Raw genomic sequence first — 20,498 nt, forward strand, 5'->3', positions numbered from 1 at the left:
CGAAAACCATCATTCCTTCAAAACGCGTCGGTTCGGGCGGAACCCGAAGGCGTCGCCCCTGCTCCCGCTTCGCGGGAATCCGTGTCAGGGCCGCGGTTGGACGCGTCCCTAAACCATCCGGTAAAAAACTGCCAGCGGGAGAGATGTGCCAGCACCCGGTCAGCGGCACGAGCGTCGGTTACGCCCAGATGCACCGCATTTTCACGCCCCAATGCCATAGATAGGGCCTGTCGGTCCACTGGCAAGACCACGCCTTCGCGGCCGGAGCCTTCTTCCGCCTCGCCGACCCGCCACGCCTGTGCCAGCTTGCGCCGCCCGTCAGGGCCTGCGTCGCGTGCATGGAGCAACAATCGCACCCGGCCGCGACGTGCCGCCTCCTCGATCCGGTCGCTGCCCGAAATCAGTGCGCCCGCGCGCGCTTCCAGCCCCAACCGGTCGAGCGTCGCGCGTTCCAGCTGCGCCTCGATCCGCGCGCCCAGGTCGTCGGGAATCGTGAAACCATTCTCGTGCAGCGCCCGCGCCAGCCCGCCCTTGAGCTTGCCCTTCGCCTGCGCCGCCTCCAACTCCGCGCGCGGCACGCCGATCCAGGCACCGCGGCCGGGCGCTTTGCCATGGATATCGGGCGCGATCACGCCGTCGGGCCCGAGCGCCAGACGCACGAGCCCCACGGCCGGCGCCACTTCGCCGGTCACGACACAGCGCCGTTCGGGCGCGTGCTGCCCGCGCTGCCCCGCGCGGTCGCTATCGCCTAGCTGATCATTGCGCGGGGTCCGCATCGGCGGCCTCCCCGGTTTGCGGCTCTGCCGCGGGTGCGGCTTCGGGCTCGTCCTCGAACCAGTGGGCACGTGCAGCCATGATGATCTCGTTGCCCTGCTCGTCCGAGAGGCCATATTCGCCCAGCACACCGCCCTTGTCTTCGGCGCGGTCGCTGCGACCGCCACGACGGTTGTCGCTGCGTTTCTTGGCGATCAGTTCGTCGGTCGCGAGGTCAGCCAGATCGTCAAGCGTCTTGATTCCGGCCTTGCCAAGCACCACCAGCATGGCTTCGGTGAGGTGCGGCATTTCGGCCAGCGCATCTTCGACACCCAGCGCGCGGCGTTCGCTGCGCGCGGCTTCCTCGCGGCGCTCGAGCGCTTCGCCAGCGCGGCTCTGCAGCTCTTCAGCGAGTTCCTCGTCGAAACCTTCGATGCCCGCCAGTTCCTCCAGCGGAACATAGGCGACCTCTTCGAGCTCGCCAAAGCCTTCGGCGACCAACAGTTGGGCCAGCGTTTCATCGACGTCGAGTTCCTCCTGGAACATCGTCGAACGTTCGACGAACTCGCGCTGACGCTTTTCGCTCGCATCGGCTTCGGTCATGATGTCGATCTGCTTGCCGGTCAGCTGGCTGGCAAGGCGGACATTCTGACCGCGGCGGCCGATAGCAAGGCTGAGCTGGTCGTCGGGAACGACAACCTCGATACGGCTGTCATCCTCGTCGATGACGACGCGCTGCACCGTCGCGGGCTGCAGCGCGTTGACGACGAAGGTTGCGGTATCTTCCGACCAGGGAATGATATCGATCTTTTCACCCTGCATTTCCTGAACGACCGCCTGGACACGGCTGCCCTTCATGCCAACGCAGGCGCCGACCGGATCGATCGAACCATCATAGCTGATGACGCCGATCTTCGCGCGCGAACCCGGATCGCGGGCAGCCGCCTTGATCTCGATGATGCCATCATAGATTTCAGGCACTTCTTGCGCGAACAACTTTTTCATGAACTCGGGATGGGCGCGGCTCAGGAAAATCTGCGGCCCGCGGTTCTCGCGGCGCACCGACAGGATCAGCGCCCGAACGCGATCACCGACGCGCATCAGTTCACGCGGAATCTGCTGGTCGCGGCGGATCACACCTTCGGCGCGGCCCAGATTGACGACGATGTGGCCAAACTCGACCGACTTGACGACGCCGGTGATGATTTCGTTGCCGCGGTCCTTGAACTCTTCATACTGGCGCTCGCGGTCGGCCTCGCGCACCTTTTGAAAGATCACCTGCTTCGCCGATTGGGCGTCGATGCGGCCAAGGTCGACGGCGGGCAGCGGATCGACGATGAAATCGCCGATCTTCGCATCCTTCTGCAACTTCTGGCCCTGCGCCAGATCGACCTGCTTGAAGTAATCATCGACCTGTTCGACGACTTCGACGACGCGCCACAGGCGAAGGTCGCCGGTCTGCGGGTCGAGTTTTGCGCGAATGTCGTTTTCGGCGCCATAGCGGGCTCGCGCTGCGCGCTGGATCGCTTCCTCGATCGCCTCGATGACGATCGCCTTGTCGATCATCTTTTCGCTGGCGACGCTGTTGGCGATCGCGAGCAATTCGGCTTTGTTGGCAGAAATGGCTGTGGCCATCAGTCCTGTCCTTCTTCTTCCATTTCATCCGCGCCTTCGGCCGAAAGCGGGACGGTTGCGGCAATCAATTTGTCGGTGAGCACCAGCTTGGCCGTATCGATCGAATCGAACGGCAGCTTATGCTCCACCCCTTCCTTGTCGGCGATGGTAACGACGTCGCCGTCGATCCCGATCAGCTCGCCGTTGAAACGCTGGCGCCCGTCGCGCTTTTCCTTAAGCGCGATCTTGACCTCATGCCCCGCCCAATCGGCAAAGTCGGCAGGCCGCGTGAGCGGCCGGTCGATACCCGGCGACGACACTTCCAGGCGATAGGCGCCCTCGATCGGATCCTCGCCCGCCTCCTCAAGCGCGTCGAGTCGGTCAGAAATACGGCGCGACAATTCGGCGCAATCCTCGATCACCAACTGGCGGGTATCGGGTCGCTCAGCCATCACCTGCAACGTCGGATCGCTTTCGCCTCCGAAAAAGGCGACGCGCACCAGCGAAAGGCCCATCGCCTCGGCTTCGGGCACAATGATCGCATTGAGGGCGTCGAAATCGACCAAATCAAATTCCCAATAATGCAGACCGGAAAACCATGCGCTTTCGGCCGCCGCGGCCCGCGGCCCCGACGTCCTATCTGGCTTACCATGTCTAGGAGTGATCGCGCATATAGGCCGAACCGAAGGTGTGGGCAAGGGCCAAGTCACGGCAGCCCCGCTTTACCGGTGCAGGTAACGAAGGCTATGCCCCGAAGGCAAGCCAAGGAGATGCCGATATGACCTCCCCTACCAGTTTCATGGGCCAATGCCTGTGCGGTCAAGTGAAGGTCCACATCGCCCCGCCCGAACCGCATGTCGAGGCGTGCCATTGCGGCATGTGCCGCAGATGGGGCGGTGGCGGCGCGGCCCTATCAGTCCCGATGACGCCCGACGCCGCATTCGAGGGCGCGGAGCATATCGTCCGATATGCATCGTCCGAATGGGCCGAACGTGCCTTTTGCGGAACGTGCGGGACCCATCTTTTCTATTATTACAAACCCATGGCCAGCTATTCACTAAGCGCTGGCCTGTTCGAGGGCGCGGCAGATTTCACCTTGTCGGGCGAAATCTATATCGATGAAAAGCCAGAATATTATACATTTTCAGGCGAACGCGAACGCCTGACCGGCGCGCAGGTGATGGAGAAATTCGGTATCGGAAACGCATAGGGGCGAACAAAAGGCTGCCCTCCACCCGCCCCCGGCCCACCGCAACAATTTGTTGGCGTTTCAGGCATAAGGTACCCCGACCCAATCGGCGCGAGCGATTCGCGGCGGCGGGCCCGAAAGACAATGCGCGCATGAAACCCGAACTCGCCCTGACCGCCCGCTCCACGTGGCAGGACCCCACGCCGAAGCGCCCGGCGGGGCCGGGACGCAATTTTTGGATCGGGCTCGGGGCAGCAGTTGCCGTCGCCTGCGCCGCGTTGCTCGCTTCAAGCGGACAATTGCGCGCACCGCGCTTCCTGGGCCCCTATAGCGTCACCGTTCCGCTGTCTTTCAAGCCGTATGACCCCGCCCGTTGGGCGATCATGAACGCCGATGACTATGATGCGGCGCTGAAACTCGACCCGACCCTTCCCGACCCGCGAAGCGTGGATTTTTCCGACGCCACCGCCCTGCCCCCGACCGATCCGGCAGCGCTCCGCGATGAAGCCTTCGTCGGGCCACCTGCCAAAAGCTATGCCTTTCGGGGCGCGACGGCGCTCGATCGCGAGCGCGCCCATTACTGCCTGACCGCCGCCATCTATTACGAAGCGGCATCGGAAACCGACGACGGGATGCGCGGCGTGGCGCAGACGGTGCTGAACCGCGTTCGCCATCCGAGCTTTCCCAACAGCGTGTGCGGCGTGGTGTTCCAGGGATCACAGCGCGCCGGGGTCTGTCAGTTCACCTTTGCCTGCGATGGCGCGATGGCCCGCGCGCCCAGCCGGGCCACATGGCTGCGCGCGAGCCGCGTCGCCTCGGCAGCGCTGGGCGGACAGGTGTTTTCCGGTGTCGGGCTGGCAACCCATTATCACACCACCGCCATCTGGCCGCGCTGGGGCAAGAGCCTGGTGATGACCAACATTGTTGGCGCACATATCTTTCATCGCTGGCGCGGCCGCTGGGGAATGCCCGACGCCTTTCGCGCGCCCTATCTAGGGCGCGAACCCGTACCGGGCCCCTATCTGCCGATCGCCGACCAGCTGACCGCACGCGCCGGTACGGCAGCCCCGACCGCATTGCTTCCCGATGGCAGTGGTAGCGTGATCGCCCCGCTTCCCGACACATCGCCAGCGCCCACGCCTCAAGCCATGGCGCAGTCCGAACGACCAACCGGTCCCGTAACGCCCCCTGCACGCACGCCTGCGCCACCGTCAGCGTACGCCGATCCTCGCCTGAACCAGTCCGGCCAGATCCGGGAGGAATATAAAGGCAGCGGGGAGTGGATTCAGCCGCGCTAGGGGCATAGATTGTACGCCTCACCGACTGGGGAGGCCGTGATGGGACATGTGAAGGGAATTGGCGGTCTGTTTTTTCGGGCGCATGACCCGACAGCCCTGGCCGACTGGTATCGCAATCGGCTGGGGGTTGGCGGCGGATGCAGCGCCGACGACAGCACACCCCCCAATCAATGGGTCTGGAATGTCACGGCGGGTCCGCTCGTTTTCGCTCCGTTCAAAGCGGACACCGACTATTTCGCTGCCGACCGCCAGTTCATGATCAACCTGCGGGTTGACGATCTGGACGCCGTTCTTGCGCCATTCCGCGAAGCGGGGGAGTCGGTGATCACCAAGGCCGAATGGGACGACCCAGCCGTCGGCCGTTTCGCGCGGGTGCACGACCCAGAAGGCAATCCGATCGAACTTTGGGAACCGCCTGCGGCTTAGCCCCTGTCCGCCCGCCCAACCAGCAAAGCGAGCCTGGCACCGTCACCAATTGGAGACTGGCGATTACCGCCCTTGGCTGCGCCAGCGCTTGACGACGCGTTCCAGAATTTCGGCCTCGCCGCCAGTTTCGCGCCACAGTTTCGAAAAGAGAGGATCGCCCGACGCCGGACGCTTGTCCTCTTCGAGCGTGTCAAGATAGACACGGATCGGTATCGAAACCCCTTCGCCGCAGATGATGCACTCGCGGTTGCGCAGCGCCGGGATCGAATCGATGAAGCCGCGTGCGCCTTCGGGCATTGCCGCCTTGACGAAATGCTGATCGCGTTCGTTGTTAAGGCGCATCGAAATGATCGTGCCGCACTGCGACAGCACGCCTTCGGCCAGGTCGGACGGGCGCTGGGTTATCAGGCCCAGCGAAACGCCATATTTGCGGCCCTCCTTGGCGATACGCTCGAGGATCTTGCGAACCGCCTGTCCCTGTCCCACGTCCTTTGCGGGAATATAGCGGTGCGCCTCTTCGCACACGAGCAGGATGGGGCGTTGCGGTTCGCCGCGCGACCAGATCGCATAGTCGAACGTCAGGCGCGACAGCACGGCGACGACGACCCCCGTGATATCCGAGGGAACGCCTGACACGTCGATAATCGAGATCGGTCGGCCATCGGAAGGCAGGCGGAAAATCTTTCCAAGGAAACTGGTCATCGTGTCGGCAACCAGCATGCCTGAAAACATGAAATTGTAGCGCGGGTCGGCGCGCATTTCCTCTATCTTGCCCTTGATCCGCATGAACGGCGCTGAAGATGTCGCCTTGTCCAGCTTTCCCATTTCATTCTGCAGAATGTTGAGCAGGTCGGACAGCAGATAGGGGATCGGCGAATCGACGGTAATCTTGCTCATGCCTTCGGCCAGGCGATTCTTCTGGCGCGCCTGCAGCAGACATTTGGCGAGGACGTCACAGTCGCTCTGCCTATCGCGTCCCTCGCTGGTAACGAAAACCTCGCAATGCTCCTCGAAATTCATCAACCAATAAGGCATCGCCAGATTGTCGACGTCGAACAGGGCTCCGGTTCCCTTGAAGGCCGCCGAATATTCACCGTGCGGGTCGATCATCACGACATGGCCTTGCGGTGCTAGTTCGCAGATCTTGTGAAGGATCAACGCGGCGCTGGTCGACTTACCAGTACCCGTCGATCCGAGCAGCGCGAAATGCTTGCCCAGCATCGCATCGATATAGAGCGAACCGCGGATATCCTTGGTGGGATAGACGGTGCCGATTTCGACATGAGCCCGCTCATCCGCGGCATAGATTTGCTTGAGGTCGGGGCTGGTGGCCGCATAGACTTGGCTGCCGGGCACCGGGAAGCGCGTGACGCCGCGGCGAAAATTATGAATGCGACCGGTGATCTTTTCCTCGTCACCCTCGCCCAGAAAATCGATTGACGCGACGATCAGGCCTTCTCCGCGCTCGTGAAGTTGCTGATCACGGATGCTGCCAAGCAGCCAGACATTGCCAACACGCACCTTGACCTGCGCCCCGACCTGCCCCGCCATGGCAACCGCCGGGTCGCTCGATCCGGACAGGGCCGAAATCGCCGCCGCGTCGAGCAGCAGACGCGATGTCGACCCCGAAATTTCAATCACTTCGCCGATCAAAAGATCGTCGCGATGATGGTTTACGGCCGCTATCACCGGCGCGGCGGTGCCCCCGCCTGCAAGCCGCACATGCTGTGCCGCCGTGGAATCCCCGGTGCCAAAACCACCGCCATGCATGTCCATAAAACGCCCCGCCTGATGTTGGTCCCCGATGGGCTATCGCATGGGAGGGTAAACAAAGCGCTTATGATGCGCGCGTATACAGATCAGCGGCGGCGGAAGATCGCCGATGCGCCGTAGCCCAGTAACAGCGACAGCAGGACTGCGCTGAGGCCATAAAGAAAGCCGTGACGTTCGGCCGCCAGAGCCACGAAACGCTCGAATCCGGCCTTGCGGATCTGGACATCGCGCGACGCGACGGCCAACACCCGCCCCCGACTGATCAAATAGGTTTCGGCGCGATACGTACCCACCGGGACGCGCGCCGGAACGGGAATGCGAGCGCGATAGAGCACCCCTTCGGTGATCTCGACAGCCGACGGATTGGCATAGAAAAGCCCCATGCGCGTATAGAGATCGATCAGTCCCGCCTCGAAACGCGCCAGCGTCTTTGCCTCTGAAAAGCCGGTCGGCGACATCGACAGATTGTTGAGCCCCAGTTCGAATATCGCGGCCGTACGTTCATCGACCAGCTTGTCGATCGGACGCGAGGAACCGATGGCGTAGAACCCCGGCGAGGTGCGCAGGCGGATGCTGTCGGCATTGACCCATATGCCCGCGACACGGCGCTTTTCGCGAAGCACGATCGGCCGGACCGGACCTTTCAGCACCACCACGATGTCCGCGCGATCGTCGGGCAGACGTTGACCGGGGTAAAGGATCGCGCCGAACAACAACAATTCTTCGCCGGTGAAGCTGTACTGAATGTCGATTGCCCGGCTGGATACGTCGGGCACCAATCGCGGATCGGCGGCATGCGCGTGACCCAGCGGCACCAGCAAAGCAGCCAGACAAAGGATCAAGGCGCGCACCCGGATCATTGCACCGTATAGATCTCGTCGGGGCGAATGAAGAGGCCGACCGCCATCTGCAACGCCACGAGCAACACGATCCCGGCCAGCGCCAGCCGCAAATATTCGGGGCGCGCCTTTTGCGCGAAACGCGCTCCCACCTGCGCCCCGACCGTGCTGCCGATCAGGAGCAGGCCCGCCAGCACGATATCGACCGCACCGGTCGTCATCGCATGCACCATCGTCGTCGCGATCGTCACGAACAGGATCTGGAACAACGACGTGCCGACAACCACTTGCGTGCCCATGCCGAGCAGATAGAGCATCGCCGGAACCATGATAAAGCCGCCGCCCACGCCGAGCAGCATGGTGAGCACACCGACGATCATGCCAAGGATCAACGGCGCAAGCGGAGAGATGTAAAGTCCGGAGCGATAGAATCGCCAGCGCAGCGGCAGATTGGCGACCATCGGATGGTGACGCCGTTTGCGTGCGGGCGCTGGCAAGCCGACTTTTGCCGCAGCCGACGGATTGGCATAGAAAAGCCCCATGCGCGTATAGAGATCGATCAGTCCCGCCTCGAAACGCGCCAGCGTCTTTGCCTCTGAAAAGCCGGTCGGCGACATCGACAGATTGTTGAGCCCCAGTTCGAATATCGCGGCCGTACGTTCATCGACCAGCTTGTCGATCGGACGCGAGGAACCGATGGCGTAGAACCCCGGCGAGGTGCGCAGGCGGATGCTGTCGGCATTGACCCATATGCCCGCGACACGGCGCTTTTCGCGAAGCACGATCGGCCGGACCGGACCTTTCAGCACCACCACGATGTCCGCGCGATCGTCGGGCAGACGTTGACCGGGGTAAAGGATCGCGCCGAACAACAACAATTCTTCGCCGGTGAAGCTGTACTGAATGTCGATTGCCCGGCTGGATACGTCGGGCACCAATCGCGGATCGGCGGCATGCGCGTGACCCAGCGGCACCAGCAAAGCAGCCAGACAAAGGATCAAGGCGCGCACCCGGATCATTGCACCGTATAGATCTCGTCGGGGCGAATGAAGAGGCCGACCGCCATCTGCAACGCCACGAGCAACACGATCCCGGCCAGCGCCAGCCGCAAATATTCGGGGCGCGCCTTTTGCGCGAAACGCGCTCCCACCTGCGCCCCGACCGTGCTGCCGATCAGGAGCAGGCCCGCCAGCACGATATCGACCGCACCGGTCGTCATCGCATGCACCATCGTCGTCGCGATCGTCACGAACAGGATCTGGAACAACGACGTGCCGACAACCACTTGCGTGCCCATGCCGAGCAGATAGAGCATCGCCGGAACCATGATAAAGCCGCCGCCCACGCCGAGCAGCATGGTGAGCACACCGACGATCATGCCAAGGATCAACGGCGCAAGCGGAGAGATGTAAAGTCCGGAGCGATAGAATCGCCAGCGCAGCGGCAGATTGGCGACCATCGGATGGTGACGCCGTTTGCGTGCGGGCGCTGGCAAGCCGACTTTTGCCGCGCGAAACGCGCCCCAGGCTTCACGACCCATGATCGTCCCCACCGACCCCAGCAGCGCAACGTACAGAATGGCGATCACCGTATCGATCTGCCCCCAGGCGGTCAGCAATTCGAAAAGGCCAGCGCCGATCAATGATCCGACGAAACCGCCCGCGACCAGCACCGCCCCCATGCGAAGATCGACGCCGTCCCGGTCGAGATGCGCCAGCACGCCCGACACACTTGCGCCTGTCACCTGCGTTGCCGCGGATGCCGCCGCAACCGTCGGCGGAATACCGTAGAATATCAGCAGCGGCGTGGTCAGGAAGCCACCACCCACGCCAAACATGCCCGACAGGAAACCGACCCCACCGCCGAGCAGGACGATGACCAGTGCATTGACCGACAGATTGGCGACAGGAAGGTAGAGGTCCATGGAATCCGAATGACACGAGCGGCCCCGTTGCGGAACCGGATATACCAACCCTAGCCCATTTTTCGCGAGCGGGGAAACGGCTGTTCCGGGCTGAAATCCGAATTTGCGAAGAGTGGGTTCAAAAATCCGAGGCCAGCGTCAGGGCCAAGCCGCTTTCCGGTTGAGCATCGCCCGCGACCCGTTGACGCCAATCGAGCGCGATCCGGCTGCCTTTGCCAATATCGGGAAGACGCAGCGTCACGCGGGGACCGACATCGACCCTTGCGGCGCCTGGCTGTACCGACCCGGCAACCAAAGCGCCGACCCGGACATTGTCGTCAGATCCGATCTTGAGAGCGCGGTCGATCACGACCAAACCGTCCGCGAAGCCGTCGCGCCTCCGGGTTCCGACCACACCTGTCTGCCCATAAGCCTCCAATCGGAATTGAGCCGGGAGCGCGACATCGCCGACACCCCCGACCACCATCACCGCCAACGCCGTCCGTCCTTCGCGCCCGACAGCAAAGCGCTGCTCAACCGCAACGTCGATCGGCCACCGCGCGACGGGTGCGAAAGCCAACCCCAGCGCGCCCTCACTTTGCTGCGGCCGATCCAGCGCGGCGGTCGCCCGGCCGAAGGCGCGCAAGCGACCCGTCCGGCCGAACCCGAAAGCAACGCGCGCACCAGCCTGGCTGGCGCCAAGCTGGCTCGCAGCAGCGATGCCGGCTGGGCCAACGCGCGGCCGATTGCGCAGATAGCCCCAGCCAGCGAGCGACCAACCAGCCATTTGGCGCCGCGTCCAATAGGGGCCGGTTCCGCCGGGTTGCATGCCGGGAGACAGAACGGGCGCAAAAGGCCGCCCGCCGAGCGGCTCCGCCAAGGAACCCGGCGCCGAACCGGACAGCTCCGGAGGTGGCAGCACGCGAGCCGTCAAGGGAACGGCGTCGCCACCCGCGACGGGTCGAGACGCGACCGGACCGAAGGGACGCGCGGCATTCGCCTTTGTTATCAAGGCGGCCGTTCGAGGCCCCGCCCGACCGGGCAGGATAATCAGCGGCGCCAGCGTGGATGACAGCCGGTCCATCGCGGGCAACGTCCGCGCGGGCGCTGGCTCGCGCGGCGCAGACGGATCGTGCAACGAAGGGGAAACGGGCGTCCAACCATCCACCATGCGTAGCAGGGCCCAGCCCGCCAAACATAATAAGAGAAAGCGCAGGGCCGGAGCATCGCCACGCGATGGCAGCGCTGGAAGCGCCTTTTTCATGGCAAGCGCCCCCGTGCAGGGGCGGGCTGTGGTCGCTGCATGTTTTCGTCGTGCGCGGTCTTGTCCCACACAACTTTGCCTGACCGCCACATGCGCCAGTAAGTTGAGAGCGCACGCCGCGCAGCAAGGATCGCAATGACATTGGCGATGAACGCTCGAGGCAGTGCGAACAGCGCTTCCCGGATTCCGTACCAGCGCGCGGTAAAATGCCCCCGCATACCCAGTCGCCAGATCAATAGCGCGGCCGATGCCGTCAACAGCATGTCCACCGTTCCGCGGTGATCGGGCGCGGGCCACCCCAGCGCACGCTGTCCAATCCAATCGAGCCCGGCGAATATCAGGGCCGCATAAGCCGCGAGGACGATCAATGCAGCCAATGGCGCCCGCCGGTCACGCCACAGCATCCAGCGATTGAGCCAGCGCCGCGCCCAGCCTTGCCCCGGTGCCGTCATGTCGGACGCCAGCCAGCCAAGATGCGCCCAACCTGCAAGCGCGATGCCAGCAATCCAACGGGCCTTTTGCCGCACCGCAGCTTCGAGCGTCACCGGAAACGGACCGCGCGACACGATACGTTCGCCCCGCGCATCGCGGCAATCGGCGAAACAGGCACGAAGGCCATATGCGCCGATCAGCAGGCCAACCTCGTAATCCTCTGTCAGGCTGTCAGCACGAAAGGGGCTCCCGCCGCGTTCGATCGCCAACAGCGCCAGTGCACCACGCCCCAACGCGCAACCAACCCCGGCCGAAGGGATCGGCACACCGAGCTCGGATCGTAGTCCCAATTCCTTTCCATGCGTTTCGGCAAATTCATCGGCATAATGGCCGCCCACCCATCGCCCGGCCCGATCGACGAAAGGCACGACAGGAATCTGGACCATCGCATGGTCGACCAGAAGACGGCGATAGAGATCCAATTCCCCCGGATGGACATGATCCTCGACATCATGAAGCACGACCGCCGCGAACCGCATGCCATCCGACCGCTCGTCCGCCCCCATCGCGGCCCACAATCGATTAAGATTGTCGCCCTTTGTTGTCGGGCCATCGCGCTCGCCCACCACCAGCCGCAATCGGTGATCGGCCGAAACCAACCCGGACACCGATCGCAATGTTCCCAGATCGTTGGGATAGCATCCGATATAGATTCGGAAATCATGCCCATCCCATGCCGCAAGCGTCCGCCGCAGCATCGCGGGCAGCGCGCGGCGCTCATCCCACGCCGGGACGAAAAGGGCGATCCGACCGTTCAGGCGCGGCCCTTCTCCGAGCGGCGCAAGAGGTGGCCGCTGCCGCGCGCGCCGGACAAACCAGAGGACGTCGAAAGATAGATCGTCGATGCCGATCAGCAAGATACCGACCGAGGCAAAAAGCATCAGCTCATAGCCGACGCCTTGAACCAGCCATTGCGCCCACGCAATCCAGAAATCCATGCGCCAGCCCCATCCCCACATGGCGTTGACCTCAATTGCGCAAGGCGTAGTAACGCTTTCCGGTTTGTAAAGGGTGACGGGGCGGGGTCCGCACGCTACTAGAGGCGGCATACCGTTCAGAACAGAAAAAGGCCGCTGACCAAAATGCCCCAGAATGCTTCGTCCCGCTCCGCTTTGCGCGATTTTCTAGAAAGCGAAAGCGCGGGTGGGATGCTGCTGATTTTCGCGGCCATTCTGGCGATGATCGTCGCCAATTCCTCGTTCTACGACAGTTACAGCCATTTCATCCATGCCGAGACCGGCCCGGTTCTGACCGACAAGCTGGGCCCGATGACCGTCCATCTGTGGATCAATGATGGATTGATGGCGATTTTCTTCCTGCTCGTCGGCCTGGAAATCAAGCGCGAGTTCGTTGACGGACGCCTCGCCAGTTGGGACCGGCGGCGACTGCCCATGATCGCCGCTGCCGCCGGCATGGCCGTTCCCGCCGCGCTCTATATGTCCTTCGCGGGCGGCACCCCCGGCCTGTCGCAAGGTTGGGCGATCCCGGCGGCGACCGACATCGCCTTTGCGATGGGCGTACTCGCGCTGCTGGGCAAGCGCGCACCGACATCGCTGAAACTGTTTCTGGTGACGGTCGCCATCGTCGACGACATGGGCGCGGTGGCGATCATTGCCCTTTTCTATACGGCAAAGATCAACGTCATGGCGCTTGCCGCCGCCGCCCTTGTCCTGGGTATCATGTTCGCGTGCAGCCGCATGGGCGTCAAGAACCTGGTCGTCTATATGCTGATGTTCGTCGTCCTGTGGTATGCCACGCTCCTGTCGGGCGTTCATGCAACCATCGCCGGCGTCCTGGCGGCAATGACCATTCCATTCGAACGGACGCCGGGCACCCCCGACAGCGCCACCTCGCCGCTCCACCGCCTGGAGCACGCTCTGCATCCCTGGGTTGCGTTTGCCATTGTACCGCTGTTCGGTTTCGCCAACGCCGGGGTGAATTTGGGCGGGCTGACCACTGAACAGATTTTCGCGCCTTTGCCGCTGGGCATCGCCGCCGGTTTGTTCTTCGGCAAGCAGATCGGCATCTTCGGCAGCGTATGGCTCAGCGTCAAGCTGGGCATCGCAGGGAAGCTGCGCGGTGCAACCTGGCTGCAAATCTATGGCGTCGCGATGCTGTGCGGTATCGGCTTCACGATGAGTCTGTTTATCGGTGGCCTGGCGTTCCCCGGCAATGAACTGCTGGTCGAAGAAGCGAAGATCGGCATTTTGATGGGCTCGCTGGTCGCCGCACTCGGCGGCTATGCTGTGCTGCGTTTCGCTCCGCCGCATCGCGACCATGCAAGGATCGAAGCACAGTCGGATGCCGAGATCAGCGGCGATGGGGACGTGAGCGACACATCCGAAGCGCGAAACGCCCCCGCCGCATGACCTCGCGTACTACCGCCCCTCTCTCGTTCACCCTGCTGGCGGCGGCGCTGGCGGGCTGCGCCACCCCCATGGCCCAGCCGGCGCCGGAGAATGTTGTCGGAGTCCCCACGGTCGATGTTCGGCGTACGCCGATGACGGCTGCCCTCGACACCGTTGCCGATTCCTATCTGCGGTTGACGCTGGAAACCGGAACGCATGAGGCCGGTTATGTCGACGCTTATTATGGTCCCGCCGTATTGATGGAGGCCGCAAAGGCTGCGCCGCGCGACAAGGGAGCCTTGATCACAGAAGCGCGCGCGCTGATGTCGCAGCTTGACAAGCTGACACCGAGGCTGACCGACCCGATGGAAAAACGGCGCACAGCCTTTCTGCGCGCTCAGCTGAGAGCCGCCGAAACACGACTGCTGATGATGCAGGGGACCCGCTTTCCCTTCATCGAAGAAGCCCAGCGGCTGTTTGGCGTCCGGCCTGCATTGAAGCCGCTCACGAGCTATGATGCCGCGCTGGCAAAGATTGAGGCGCTGGTGCCCGGCGATGGCCCGCTGGCCGAGCGTGTCGAAACCTTTCTCGACGGCTTCACCATTCCCAAGGATCGGCTGCAACCGGTGTTCGACGCCGCCATTGCGCGGTGCCGGGGCCGCAGCGCGGCCCATATAGCGATGCCGGATGGGGAGAGTTTTCGGCTTGAGTTCGTCACCGGCAAAAGCTGGAGCGGATATAATTATTATCAGGGCCGGTATCACAGCCTGATTCAGGTCAATACCGACCTGCCGATCCGGCTGTCACGAGCGCTCGATCTCGGCTGTCATGAGGGTTATCCTGGGCACCATCTTTTCAACATGAAGCTGGAGGAGCAACTGGTCGAACAGCGGGGATGGCAGGAGTTCAGTGTCTATCCCCTGTACAGCCCACAAAGCCTGATCGCCGAAGGGTCGGCCAATTACGGTATCACCCTCTCGTTCCCAGGTGCCGCAAAGGCGGACACCGAACGCGACATATTGATGCCGATCGCCGGCATGTCGCCCCCCAGCGACGATCGCTACTGGCAGTTGCTCGACGCAACCAAGGCGCTTTCGGGCGCGCGGCTTACCATTGCGCAGCAATATCTGGATGGCGAAATCGACCGTGCAACCGCCGTCACCCTGACCCAGAAATATCAGCTCGTTTCGGCCAAACGCGCCGAACAGTCGGTCAGCTTTACCGATCAATATCGCAGCTATGTGATCAACTATGGCCTCGGCGAAGCAATGGTTCGCGCCCATGTCGAGCGCGGCAATCCCGATCGCGACGAAATGTGGCGTCGTATGGCGCATATCGTGAGCGAACCAACGCTTCCATCGGACCTGAAGGTCCGGTGAAACAGGCGCTACCCCTTCTTTGGCTGGGACAAGCGGGATCGCCCCGCCGCCCTCCGGCCGGCGTGGCACCGCGCGGCTGAACGCTCTGGCGCGCGCCTCTGCGCGCGTCTCCGTTCCTATCCGTGCATCCATGCCAAAGAAGGGCCACGCCCATGCTTATCGAAAAAGACGAACTTCATCGCCGTATCGAAACCCCCGCCATGAAGGATTATGGCGTCTATCTGGCCGTCGACCGGCTGCTCGAGTGTCAAAAACCCTTGGCTGCGCTTTGCGCCCCAGACGAACTGCAATTCCAGATCGTCCACCAGGTCGAAGAATTGTGGATGAAGCTGATGGCCTTCACGCTCGTCGAAATCGACGGACATATGGCAGCGGGCGAGACAATGCGCGTGTTGACCCTGTTCGACCGCGTCAACCGCACCATGCGCCTGATGACCGATCAATTGTCGTTGCTCGAAACGATGAGCCCTTTCGACTATCAATCGATCCGGCTTCAGCTCGGCAACGGGTCGGGACAGGAAAGCCCCGGTTTTCAATTACTGCTGACACTGCCCCAGCCTTTGTGGGCGCGGTACAAGGCGAGCTACCTCGACCCGACGGGACGCAGCGTCGCGGATATCTACGATACCGGCTATGTCCATGACGAAGCCTATATGGTCGCCGAGGCACTGATCGAGTTTGACGAACTGTTCCAGATCTTTCGCGCTCATCACATCTATCTGATCCATCGGTCGATCGGCATGGGCTCGAAGTCGCTAAAAGGTCGTCCGGTCGAACTGCTCAATGCTGGCGCAAGGCACCGCTTCTTCCCGGAACTGTGGGACATTCGCGCCGAGATGACCGACCGCTGGGGCGCAGAATATGGCGTAAAGCGCGACAGCATCAGCGAGGGCGCGTCCACCGCCGGCCACGGCAGCGGACTATGAACGGCGCCATCCTTCCCACCTCCGTCGCCGAGGGTTTTCATCGACCACCGGGCGTATCCTATCTCAAGAGTCACAGTGTCGGCTGTTTGCCGCGCAGCGCCGAAACCATGCTGCATGACCGGCTGTTCGCACCATGGGCCGAGATGGGCGAAGCATGGCCCAACTGGATCGAGGCGATCGATAGCTGGCGCGGCGCACTGGGCAAGCTGATCGGCGTCGAAGCCCGCGACCTTTGCCCCGCGGCCAATGTCAGCGCTGGCTTGTCGCGCTATCTGTCGGCACTGGGACAGGCAACCGACCGCCGAACGATCCTGATCGCGCCAAGCGCCTTTCCAACCATTGGCTATGTCGCGGGCGGACTCGAGGCAGCGGGGTGGACGACGCGCTATCTGGCCGATGACGCCGATGCGCGCGATCCTGCCATATGGGCCGCGGCGCTGGACGAGAATGTCGCGCTGGTCATTGCGATGCACGTCAGTTCCAACAGCGGCGCCCGCGCCGACATCGCGGGAATCGCCAAGGTGGCGAGATCGGCGGGCGCGCGCTGCATCGCCGATTGCGCTCAGTCGGTGGGCATTGTGCCCGTCACACCCGCCGTCTGGGATGTCGATGCGGTGATTGGTACCAGCGTCAAATGGCTATGCGGCGGTCCCGGCGCCGCGTGGCTGTGGGTCGCACCTCATGACCGTACCGTGCTGATGCCCATGGAACGCGGCTGGTGGAGTCACGACAATCCGTTCGAAATGGACATTCGCGATTTCCGCTATGCCTCCGATGCGCGCCGCTGGTGGGGCGGCACCCCCGATGTCGCGCCCTTCATCCTGTCGACCGCAGGGATCGAAGCGATCGCGGCGATCGGTATCGAGGCGATTGGAGCGCACAATCGTGCGCTTCAGGCAGCCTTGCGCGGCGCCCTCGAAGAGCGCACGCCGCAATGGCGCTGGCCGACCGGCGCCATCGGCGGGACGCTGTGCATCGATACAGGGACTGACCAACCGCATGTTGCGGCAAAGCTCGATACGCATGGTATCAGAGCCGATTTTCGCCGCACGATCCTCCGCCTGTCGTTCCATGCCTATAATGACCTGGGCGACGTGGAACGCACCGCAGCGGCACTTGCCTGACCCGGATGTTTCCTCCGGCGACAGCCGGAGGAAACAGTCCCATCGAAACAGAGTGCGCTATTCCGCAGCGATCGCCAATTCGGCGCGCTGGGGGCCGCGGATGACCCCGCCAGGGGTTGCGCCCTGCATCTCGCCTTCGCGGAATGTGATCTGGCCCGACTTCACTGTCGCCACATAGCCCTCGGCCTTTTGCAGCAACCGCTTTCCGCCTGCCGGCAGATCAAAGGCCAACCACGGCTTGCCCAGTTTCAGCCGCTCCATATCGATGATATTGAGGTCGGCGAGATAGCCGGGCGCGATCAGTCCCCGATCCTCCAGCCCATAAAGAAGCGCAGTATCGCGGCACTGACGCTTGACCGCATGTTCGAGCGCGATGCGATGTCCCTCGCGGTCGCGCACCCAATGCTGGAGCATGAAGGTCGGCGAAGCGGCGTCGCAGATCGTCCCGCAATGCGCACCCCCGTCGGACAGGCTGTTCACCGTGTCGCCCGCCGCTTGCAGATCCTCCAGAAAGTTGAGATTGCCGTCACGATAGTTGAGGATCGGGAAATAGATGAAACCCTTGCCTTCATCCTTCATCATAAGGTCGTAGGCATATTCGGCGGGTGAAATCCCGGCAGCCGCAGCACGCGCCATGATGCTTTCATCCATTCGCGGCTCATAGTTAAAATCGGCGTCCATTTCGAACTGGACCGGCCAACCGAGCGCGACGATCTTCAGAAAATCGATGATGTCGCTTTCAGGGAATACATTGTCCTCCTCCACCATTCGCGCCTTGAACGCCGGGTCCTTCAACCGTTCATATTGCGCGTCCCAGGACAGCCGCTCTATCTCTGCCCATGCCGGCTTGAAACGAAAGGGATGAACGGTGCCGCGCCAGGCCATGATCACCCCGTTTCCGCGCAATGCGATCTGCGCGACGATGTTTGCGCCAGTCGCATTCTGCCGCCGCATCTCGGCAATCTGTTCCTCGAGCGGCAATTCCTTGGCGATCGACTGAAGTGCGGCAAAGGTTACGGGCAAGCCGGTTTCGCGACTGAGATCGCCCATCCACGCAAACTCATTCCACTCGCGCTTCAGGTCACTCGCCATTTCGAACACGCCATAGCCGACCCGCCCCATTGCGCGGCCGATCGCGATCAATTCTTCTGCGGTCGCGGTGGTGCCCGGAACCAGTTCGCCATCGATCGATTTGTGCAGCACCGTGCGGCTGGTCGAAAAACCGAGCGCGCCGGCGCGCACCCCTTCCTCGACCAGGCGCGACATTTCGGCGATATCCTCGTCCGTCGGCACCGCGCCCGGCCGCTCGCGGTCACCCAATACATAGGCACGCACCGCGCCGTGGGGAACATGGCACGCCACATCGACGGTACGCGGCAGCTTTTCCAGCGCATCCATATATTCGGGGAAAGTCTCCCAATCCCAACGCATCCCTTCGGCAAGGGCAGTGCCCGGAATATCCTCCACCCCTTCCATCAGGCTGATCAACCATTCGTGCCGATCGGGGCGAGCCGGCGCAAAACCGACACCGCAATTGCCCATCACCACCGTCGTGACCCCGTGCCATGAAGACGGCGCCATTTCGGCGTCCCAGGTGGCCTGACCGTCATAATGGGTGTGGACGTCGACAAAGCCGGGGGTCACGATCTTGCCAACGGCGTCGATTTCCTCGCGGCCTGCGCCCACGTTGTCACCGATCGCGACGATGCGATCGCCATCGATCGCGACGTCGGCGGTCCGCGGCTTTCCGCCCGAACCGTCGACCACCATTCCGCCGCGAATCACCAGATCATGCATCTCCGCTCTCCCGTCATTTTGGTTTCACCTCGAAACCTATCATGGATTGGCGAGAAACCAAGGGCGATTGACCCCGCCGCTTTTCGGGCGCAGGACGACCCCATGACGAACGACGATGACGATTATGTCTATGACGAGGCGAGCGGCGAATGGCTGCCAGCGGCGGATGCGCGCGCGCGGGCCGAAGCTGCGGAAGCTGGCCCGCCGGTACGCGATGCCGTGGGAAATCTATTGGCCGACGGCGACTCCGTTGTGTTGATCAAGGATCTGACGGTAAAGGGCGCGGGACAGACACTGAAGGTCGGAACGGTCATCAAGTCGATCCGACTGACCGGCGACGCCCAGGAAATCGACTGCCGCCACGAAGGCATAAAGGGCCTGGTGCTCCGCGCGGAATTCGTCCGGAAACGCTGAAGCGTGGCGGTGTGACGGACGCTTTTTCCTACAGGGTGAAACGCACCCGGTTCACATAATAGGACATGATGGGTTTTCCCGTCGCGTCGAGCGCTGGCTTGAACTGTGCTTTTGCCATGATCCCTCGGCAGACCGCATCATCAAATGCCTGTGGCCGCGTCGATTGCTGAATATGGCAACTTTTCGGTTTGCCGATTTCATCGACGATCAATCGAAAATGGACGAGCGCCTGTCGACCTCTGATCAACATTGCCACGGGGTAGTCACTGGATGACAACCATTTACCGACCTTGGTAGCCGGAACCGCGCGGCGCGAGAGCGATTGATGGGCATCGACATCAATACCCCAGCCACGCAGCAGATCGCTGGTGCAATCGGCCAGGGCTTTCATCGGCGCCCCCATCGGACCGGTATCCAAACGCACGATCTGCTTTCCAGGAATCCGGATATCGACGAATGTGACGGCATTGTTGCTTGCCAGGTCGGAACCAAACGGTTCCGGCTCGCCGGCATCCTCGTCCCCGTCCTCGACGCGTTCTTCCGCCTCGGTCGGTCCGGAAACATGAAGCCGTCCTGTGACGATCATTGCAGGATCGCCATTCTGCATCCGGCCGACCTCGAACTCCCGCTTTTGTCCGCCGCCATCGCTACCGAAACGAAAAATGACCGTCCGGACATCCCCCCGAATGGCGATCGGTTGACCCACCAGCGTCGGCGCAACCTGCCGGCCGGGGCGAAAACGATCGAGAATCAGGTCGACACGTTTGTTGTCCGCGCCGAACGAACGCGCCAACCGACAGCTATCGTCCGCATAATTGACAACCCATTTGGACGACGGCGCGAGATGAAGCGGCTCTCTTGCGATGGCGGGCACAACGACGGATGCGGAGCCAGCGAGGCCGAGGCCGAGGCCGATCAATCGATACATCTCTTCCCCCTGCAACGGGGGGCAAGTCTAT

Annotated in this window: 19 protein-coding genes; 8 read left to right on the plus strand and 11 right to left on the minus strand. The window is 62.7% G+C overall.

Going from position 1 to position 20,498, the window contains the following annotated elements; all coding sequences use genetic code 11:
* Positions 1–17: 17 nt before the first annotated feature.
* From U0S50_RS01550 to rimP, 3 genes are read right to left on the minus strand one after another with little or no spacing between them, the layout of a single operon-like run.
* Positions 18–776 carry a DUF448 domain-containing protein gene (locus U0S50_RS01550; protein WP_322306988.1) on the minus strand — a complete coding sequence of 253 codons (759 nt, stop codon included), beginning with the start codon at positions 774–776 and terminating at the stop codon, positions 18–20.
* Positions 757–2,388: a transcription termination factor NusA gene (gene nusA / locus U0S50_RS01555; protein ID WP_322306989.1), complete on the minus strand. Its 1,632-nt coding sequence runs from the start codon at positions 2,386–2,388 to the stop codon at positions 757–759. The genes U0S50_RS01550 and nusA overlap by 20 nt, the downstream gene beginning before the upstream one ends.
* A complete protein-coding gene (rimP, locus tag U0S50_RS01560) occupies positions 2,388–2,933 on the minus strand; it encodes a ribosome maturation protein RimP (protein ID WP_322306990.1) in 546 nt (181 codons plus the stop codon). The genes nusA and rimP overlap by 1 nt, the downstream gene beginning before the upstream one ends.
* A 212-nt stretch (positions 2,934–3,145) precedes the next feature.
* Here rimP and U0S50_RS01565 point away from each other — a divergent pair, with 212 nt between their 5' ends.
* The 3 genes from U0S50_RS01565 to U0S50_RS01575 all read left to right on the plus strand — a co-directional run bounded on the left by U0S50_RS01565 (position 3,146) and on the right by U0S50_RS01575 (position 5,280).
* Complete coding sequence (locus U0S50_RS01565; protein ID WP_322306991.1) at positions 3,146–3,577, plus strand: GFA family protein; 432 nt, start codon at positions 3,146–3,148, stop codon at positions 3,575–3,577.
* Positions 3,578–3,708: 131 nt separating this feature from the next.
* Entirely contained in the window at positions 3,709–4,854 is a 1,146-nt protein-coding gene (locus U0S50_RS01570; RefSeq protein ID WP_322306992.1) for a cell wall hydrolase, read from the plus strand.
* A 39-nt stretch (positions 4,855–4,893) separates the two neighbouring features.
* Entirely contained in the window at positions 4,894–5,280 is a 387-nt protein-coding gene (locus tag U0S50_RS01575) for a VOC family protein (protein ID WP_322306993.1), read from the plus strand.
* Positions 5,281–5,343: 63 nt separating this feature from the next.
* Here U0S50_RS01575 and U0S50_RS01580 read toward each other — a convergent pair whose 3' ends face one another.
* From U0S50_RS01580 to U0S50_RS01605, 6 genes are all read right to left on the minus strand, one after another.
* Positions 5,344–7,056, minus strand: a complete 1,713-nt coding sequence (locus tag U0S50_RS01580) for an ATP-binding protein (RefSeq protein WP_322306994.1) — start codon at positions 7,054–7,056, stop codon at positions 5,344–5,346.
* A gap of 83 nt (positions 7,057–7,139) precedes the next feature.
* On the minus strand, positions 7,140–7,913 hold the full coding sequence (locus U0S50_RS01585) for a TIGR02186 family protein (protein WP_322306995.1): 774 nt from the start codon (positions 7,911–7,913) through the stop codon (positions 7,140–7,142).
* Positions 7,910–8,902 carry a TIGR02186 family protein gene (locus U0S50_RS01590; protein ID WP_322306996.1) on the minus strand — a complete coding sequence of 331 codons (993 nt, stop codon included), beginning with the start codon at positions 8,900–8,902 and terminating at the stop codon, positions 7,910–7,912. The genes U0S50_RS01585 and U0S50_RS01590 overlap by 4 nt, the downstream gene beginning before the upstream one ends.
* Before the next feature lie 5 nt (positions 8,903–8,907).
* Complete coding sequence (locus U0S50_RS01595) at positions 8,908–9,816, minus strand: sulfite exporter TauE/SafE family protein (RefSeq protein WP_322306997.1); 909 nt, start codon at positions 9,814–9,816, stop codon at positions 8,908–8,910.
* A 118-nt stretch (positions 9,817–9,934) separates the two neighbouring features.
* Positions 9,935–10,582, minus strand: a complete 648-nt coding sequence (locus tag U0S50_RS01600) for a hypothetical protein (RefSeq protein WP_322306998.1) — start codon at positions 10,580–10,582, stop codon at positions 9,935–9,937.
* Positions 10,583–11,055: 473 nt separating this feature from the next.
* The gene (locus U0S50_RS01605; protein ID WP_322306999.1) at positions 11,056–12,489 is read right to left on the minus strand and encodes a glycosyl transferase family protein; all 1,434 of its coding nucleotides are present in this window, start codon (positions 12,487–12,489) and stop codon (positions 11,056–11,058) included.
* Between the two features lie 144 nt (positions 12,490–12,633).
* Here U0S50_RS01605 and nhaA point away from each other — a divergent pair, with 144 nt between their 5' ends.
* From nhaA to U0S50_RS01625, 4 genes are all read left to right on the plus strand, one after another.
* Positions 12,634–13,920 (plus strand): Na+/H+ antiporter NhaA, encoded by a 1,287-nt coding sequence (gene nhaA / locus U0S50_RS01610; protein ID WP_322307000.1) that lies wholly within the window; start codon positions 12,634–12,636, stop codon positions 13,918–13,920.
* Positions 13,917–15,278, plus strand: a complete 1,362-nt coding sequence (locus U0S50_RS01615; RefSeq protein ID WP_322307001.1) for a hypothetical protein — start codon at positions 13,917–13,919, stop codon at positions 15,276–15,278. Before nhaA ends, U0S50_RS01615 begins: the two co-directional genes overlap by 4 nt.
* A gap of 152 nt (positions 15,279–15,430) precedes the next feature.
* Positions 15,431–16,204, plus strand: coding sequence for a tryptophan 2,3-dioxygenase family protein (locus tag U0S50_RS01620; protein WP_322307002.1), 774 nt, complete (start codon positions 15,431–15,433; stop codon positions 16,202–16,204).
* Entirely contained in the window at positions 16,201–17,328 is a 1,128-nt protein-coding gene (locus U0S50_RS01625; protein ID WP_322307003.1) for an aminotransferase class V-fold PLP-dependent enzyme, read from the plus strand. The genes U0S50_RS01620 and U0S50_RS01625 overlap by 4 nt, the downstream gene beginning before the upstream one ends.
* A 57-nt stretch (positions 17,329–17,385) precedes the next feature.
* On the opposite strand, the gene U0S50_RS01630 is transcribed toward U0S50_RS01625, so the two are convergent.
* The gene (locus U0S50_RS01630; RefSeq protein WP_322307004.1) at positions 17,386–19,125 is read right to left on the minus strand and encodes a D-aminoacylase; all 1,740 of its coding nucleotides are present in this window, start codon (positions 19,123–19,125) and stop codon (positions 17,386–17,388) included.
* 102 nt (positions 19,126–19,227) lie between these two features.
* Here U0S50_RS01630 and U0S50_RS01635 point away from each other — a divergent pair, with 102 nt between their 5' ends.
* Positions 19,228–19,539: an alkylphosphonate utilization protein gene (locus tag U0S50_RS01635; RefSeq protein ID WP_322307005.1), complete on the plus strand. Its 312-nt coding sequence runs from the start codon at positions 19,228–19,230 to the stop codon at positions 19,537–19,539.
* A gap of 28 nt (positions 19,540–19,567) precedes the next feature.
* On the opposite strand, the gene U0S50_RS01640 is transcribed toward U0S50_RS01635, so the two are convergent.
* Positions 19,568–20,467: an energy transducer TonB gene (locus tag U0S50_RS01640; RefSeq protein WP_322307006.1), complete on the minus strand. Its 900-nt coding sequence runs from the start codon at positions 20,465–20,467 to the stop codon at positions 19,568–19,570.
* Positions 20,468–20,498 lie beyond the last annotated feature (31 nt).

Origin of the sequence: Sphingopyxis sp. (genome assembly GCF_034380315.1) — a bacterium.
GTDB lineage: Bacteria > Pseudomonadota > Alphaproteobacteria > Sphingomonadales > Sphingomonadaceae > Sphingopyxis.